The organism is Virgibacillus xinjiangensis, from assembly GCF_042643145.1.
GTDB lineage: Bacteria > Bacillota > Bacilli > Bacillales > Amphibacillaceae > Virgibacillus_O > Virgibacillus_O xinjiangensis.
This window is the reverse complement of the sequence record NZ_JBHRSA010000006.1, coordinates 1-4,373: the sequence shown is the minus strand read 5'-3', so window position 1 is coordinate 4,373 and position 4,373 is coordinate 1. Positions and strand designations below refer to the sequence as shown.

Sequence of the window (4,373 nt, the reverse complement as noted above, 5' to 3'; positions counted from 1 at the left end):
CTGCCGATATCCCATCGCTCCCGCGGATATCTCTCCTCTCCTGCCGATACCTCCTCGCTCCCGCCGATATCCCGCTCCTCCTGCCGATTTCTCCGCGCTCCGGCCGATATCTCGCTCCTCCTGCCGATACCTCCTCGCTCCCGCCGATATCTCTCCTCTCCTGCCGATATCCCATCGCTCCCGCGGATATCTCTCCTCTCCTGCCGATATCCCATCGCTCCCGCGGATACCCCGCTCCTCCTGCTGATTCCACAACTGCTCCTCCCCGCAAATAAACAAAGGAAGCACCTTCAGGCACTTCCTTCCACATAACCGCTATTCCAATTGAAAAGAAAAGGATACATGATCCTGTACAGGAATCCATGCGCCGATTCCTTGCTTGGTCACATTTTTGATGGTGATTGCTTTGTCGGATCCCTTCAATTCAATATATACTTCCCCAAAGGTCACTTGCCCTTTTTCATTGACGGCAGGACTGTATGCCTGAAGGGTCCCCTGCTTTTTGACTGGCACTTCATAGGCATTGTCCTTCTTCGTATTTCGCCCAATCGTTGTAGCATATGAAAGCGGGAGGTTTGTTTTTTCCTTCGCCTCTAGGAGCATCATGGTCTTCACTTGATTCGGGTCGGCGATTTTATTCGTCAGTGCGCCTTTGATTTCTTTCTGTTCCTTCTGGATATAATTCATTTTCTGGCTGGTGTCGCCGCCCAGGTTATTTATTTCGTTCTGGTTGATTTTCTGGTATTCCCAGTTCATATTCGTTTCGGATGATTGGTAATTGAGCGGCCATCTTCCTAGATAGACCATTCCCCTGTAACCGATGGCCAGTGGAGAAGGCTTCAATGTCGTTTCATTCAGCATTTTGATCAATTCCGGATTCTCGATGGCAATATCCATATCTCCCATCAGTTCTTTGACCAGATCACTCGGTTCTACGACTTCCTGATCTTCACTGGAATTCGGAAAGGTGTTCTCTTTTGATATGGTCAAAACATGGCTTGGTATTTCATATTCATTTTCTTCTTTGGACTTTTCTTCTTCCTCCGCATGGAGAAGACCGGCGGGGAGTAATATAGCAAACCAGGCAGTAAATATTGCGAGTATATAGATCTTTTTATTCATGTATGCCATTCCCTTCGTTTTCCCCTAGTTTTTGGTTCACAGAGGAATTTTATACGCAGGGATGATGGGGACCTTTTTATCCATCCATCTCTTCGATTTCAATGCTCTCTACAATACGGATGCTGTCTTCGACGGACCGGATCATGGAACAGTTATTCCTGGCAGTCTCCAGGTTCTTCTGCATTTTCGCTGGATCAAGATCCCTGCCTTTCACTGTGAAATTCAAGGAAATCTCCTCTATTCTGTTCGCATCCGCCGGGTTTCTGATCGTGTCGGCGACAATCTGAATGTCCTCTATATCTGCCCGCTGCTTTTCCAATATCTTGCGCAAGACAGAACCACTGCAACCCGCAATGGAGGCAACCATCAGCTGGAACGGCCGGTATCCATGCTCTTCATTGCCGGAGACGCATAGTTCACCAAACTGCAGGTCCGTCTGTATTCCGCATTCCTTCATGTGAAATTCCATTTAAATCCCTCCGTAAAATACCTTAATACTTACCTATTTCCTTTCCTGCTGTTTCCTAACCATCTCCACCTGAAATTGAATGTCAGCGAATTTGACCTCTCCCCTGAAACCAATTAGATTGAACATAGATGAATACTAGAAGAAAAGGAGGGATGACCATGGTGTCCGCTGAAAAACGTTTCTGGATACTGATCGCCCTTGTCACCATATCCGGTTTTTCCCAAGGGATGCTGTTGCCGCTTTTGGCCGTGATCCTTGAACAGAATGGTGTGCCTTCCTCTGTCAATGGGCTTCATGCTACCGGTCTGTATATTGGTGTCTTGTTAGCTTCTCCATTTATGGAAAAACCCATGCAGAGATTCGGCTTCAAGCCGGTCATCCTGATCGGCGGTGCACTTGTCTTCACTTCCCTATTCCTGTTCCCTGTCTGGGAAGTGTTGTGGCTTTGGTTCATCCTGCGGGTATTGATAGGAATCGGAGATCAGATGCTCCACTTTGGCACCCAGACGTGGATTACCGCAACCGCTTCAAAAGAGACGAGGGGAAAAGCCATCGCCTACTATGGCCTGTTTTTCGGACTCGGTTTCACGTTGGGACCGCTCATGACCCGCCTGTTATCTATCCATGAGGCACTGCCGTTTGTCTTATCGGCTCTGTTCAGCATGCTCGTCTGGTCGGCGATGCTGTTTGTTCGCAATCAATGGCCAGAGCAAGATAGGGAAACAGCTGCCAGCACCAGCTCTTGGACACGGTTCAGGCAGACAGGAAAAATTGCTTGGGTGGCCTTGCTGCCGGGTTTCGGCTATGGGTTCCTGGAATCCTCCCTGCACAGCATTTTCCCCGTATACGCCATGCGGATCGGCCATGAGGTCGGCATATTATCCCTATTGATCCCCTGTTTTGCAGGAGGAAGCCTGATCACCCAGCTGCCACTGGGCATATGGAGTGACCGTACCGGACGGAGGACGGTCCTGTTAAGCGTGCTTGCCCTCGGTACTGTCCTTTTCTCGGCAGCTGCCATCCTGGAAGCCAATATTGCCGCCTTATTTATACTGTTCACCCTTGCAGGCATGTGTGTCGGATCACTCTTTTCTCTCGGCATCGCCTATCTGACCGATCTCCTGCCCGCTAACCTGCTCCCTGCCGGCAATCTGATGATAGGGGTCTCTTTCAGCCTGGGCAGCATCAGCGGGCCATTCCTCGGTGGGGTGTATGTGGACGTATTCCCAGGCCTGTCCTTTTTCTATTTGATCGTCCTCGTCCTTCTCAGTGTGACAGCGGCGATTTTCTTCCGCGGCGAATCAAAACGGGTATGATTACCAGTCAAAGAAGAATTTCAGTGCCAGCGTGATGGTCGTATGTCCAAGGGAGCCGAGCAGGAATGTCGGGAAGTGGGTGTTCTCCTCTTCCGGCAGTTCCTTTTTCAAGACAACGAAAATCATCGCTCCGGAAATGAAAGCATAGATGACGGCGAGAACATAGGACGGCAGAGGGAGAAAGACACCGGCACCCCATCCGGCCATGATGCCTGAAGCCAAGACATATCGGCCTCCTGCTTCATAACGGCGGCTGTCCTCCCTCCACATGTCATGGGAGACGGCCATGAAATGGAGCCCGACGGCCACTCCGTAAAAGATGGCCTCTATGCCCTCCAAGCCGGATGCAAATACAATATACGAAATAAGCATATTATAGACGCCGAAAAAGGCGATCTGGATCCAGAAAAACCGCCCCTTCCTCTCTTTATGGAGTCGTTCCATTCGTTCCGCTGCATTGTGAACACCATAAAAAATAAGCAGGCCTAAGAGACCGAGGAAATACAGCTCCGTCTCCATAGTGAATAGGGAGTCCTGAGGGAAATCCTGCTGCTCGCGATGAAGGGATGGAAGTATGTAGACAAAGACATAGGAAACCGCCACCCCGCCGGATAAGGAAAGCCACTGAAAGGTTCCGATGGCTGAAGAAGATATCAATTTATTGGCAAAAAGCTGCACAGTGAGATAGGTGATTCCAAGGATGATGGCGTCAGCTGTCATAGTGGCCCTCCCTCTAAAAATGAAAAACTAAAATTCTTTTCCACTTATAGCTTGTCATGAAACGGAAAAGATTTTGCTGACCTTGCATGGTATGACACAGCTCCGATGCAAAGACGAGCAGGAAGCACCGAATTGCCTCTCTTGTTTTGAGAAACCAAGCCATTTTGACTAACCATTTGGCAAACGCTATAGTTGAACGTGTAATGCACGATGTTCAAGAATAGCTAGTCATTCAATCATGTTTCAATGGTCGACTGGATTCTGAACAACATTTTCATTCCAGGAGGGGAAAGATGGAAGTATTTGCAGATTATCTAGAAGGGATCGACCAGTCCGATCATCGGAATCGCCTGCAGGAAATTTTAGAATGGGTGAAGGAGAAGTTTCCGACCCTAGAGCCGGCAGTCAAGTGGAACCAGCCGATGTTCACCGATCACGGCACATTCATCATCGGCTTCAGTGTGACCAAACATCATATATCTGTTGCACCGGAACACGTGACAATCAACCATTTTTCAGAGGACATTGTACAGGCCGGCTATGATTATACCAAGGAGTTGGTACGCATCAAGTGGAAGCACCCGGTTGACTACGCATTGCTTGAAAAGATGATCGCGTTCAACATCCAGGACAAGGCAGACTATACTACCTTTTGGCGCAAATGAAGAATCAGACGTACATAATCGAGTAGGAGGAGGTGACTAACCTCCGTCCTCTCACACCACCGTACGTACGGACCCGTATAC

The 4,373-nt window shown here is 49.0% G+C and carries 6 protein-coding genes; 2 read left to right on the top strand and 4 right to left on the bottom strand.

All coding sequences use genetic code 11. From position 1 onward, the window contains the following. From ACFOGI_RS03015 to ACFOGI_RS03005, 3 genes are all read right to left on the bottom strand, one after another. On the bottom strand, positions 1 to 253 hold a 253-nt coding region (locus tag ACFOGI_RS03015; protein ID WP_390268218.1), incomplete at its 3' end, for a hypothetical protein. Between the two features lie 62 nt (positions 254 to 315). Further along, on the bottom strand, positions 316 to 1,122 hold the full coding sequence (locus tag ACFOGI_RS03010) for a YfkD family protein (protein WP_390268215.1): 807 nt from the start codon (positions 1,120 to 1,122) through the stop codon (positions 316 to 318). 76 nt (positions 1,123 to 1,198) lie between these two features. Then, positions 1,199 to 1,591 (bottom strand): OsmC family protein, encoded by a 393-nt coding sequence (locus ACFOGI_RS03005; protein ID WP_390268212.1) that lies wholly within the window; start codon positions 1,589 to 1,591, stop codon positions 1,199 to 1,201. A gap of 158 nt (positions 1,592 to 1,749) precedes the next feature. Between ACFOGI_RS03005 and ACFOGI_RS03000 the strand changes: the two genes are divergently transcribed. Further along, positions 1,750 to 2,907, top strand: coding sequence for an MFS transporter (locus ACFOGI_RS03000; protein ID WP_390268209.1), 1,158 nt, complete (start codon positions 1,750 to 1,752; stop codon positions 2,905 to 2,907). Here the strand turns inward: ACFOGI_RS03000 and ACFOGI_RS02995 are convergent, their stop codons facing one another. Further along, positions 2,908 to 3,627 carry a hypothetical protein gene (locus tag ACFOGI_RS02995; RefSeq protein WP_390268206.1) on the bottom strand — a complete coding sequence of 240 codons (720 nt, stop codon included), beginning with the start codon at positions 3,625 to 3,627 and terminating at the stop codon, positions 2,908 to 2,910. A gap of 293 nt (positions 3,628 to 3,920) precedes the next feature. Here ACFOGI_RS02995 and ACFOGI_RS02990 point away from each other — a divergent pair, with 293 nt between their 5' ends. Next, the gene (locus ACFOGI_RS02990) at positions 3,921 to 4,292 is read left to right on the top strand and encodes an iron chaperone (protein ID WP_390268203.1); all 372 of its coding nucleotides are present in this window, start codon (positions 3,921 to 3,923) and stop codon (positions 4,290 to 4,292) included. Positions 4,293 to 4,373: the final 81 nt, after the last annotated feature.

Coding starts and splice junctions, on each gene's coding strand:
- ACFOGI_RS02995 (WP_390268206.1), bottom strand. CDS start 3,627: ATGACAGCTGACGCCATCATCCTTGGAATCACCTATCTCACTGTGCAG.
- ACFOGI_RS03005 (WP_390268212.1), bottom strand. CDS start 1,591: ATGGAATTTCACATGAAGGAATGCGGAATACAGACGGACCTGCAGTTT.
- ACFOGI_RS02990 (WP_390268203.1), top strand. CDS start 3,921: ATGGAAGTATTTGCAGATTATCTAGAAGGGATCGACCAGTCCGATCAT.
- ACFOGI_RS03000 (WP_390268209.1), top strand. CDS start 1,750: ATGGTGTCCGCTGAAAAACGTTTCTGGATACTGATCGCCCTTGTCACC.
- ACFOGI_RS03010 (WP_390268215.1), bottom strand. CDS start 1,122: ATGAATAAAAAGATCTATATACTCGCAATATTTACTGCCTGGTTTGCT.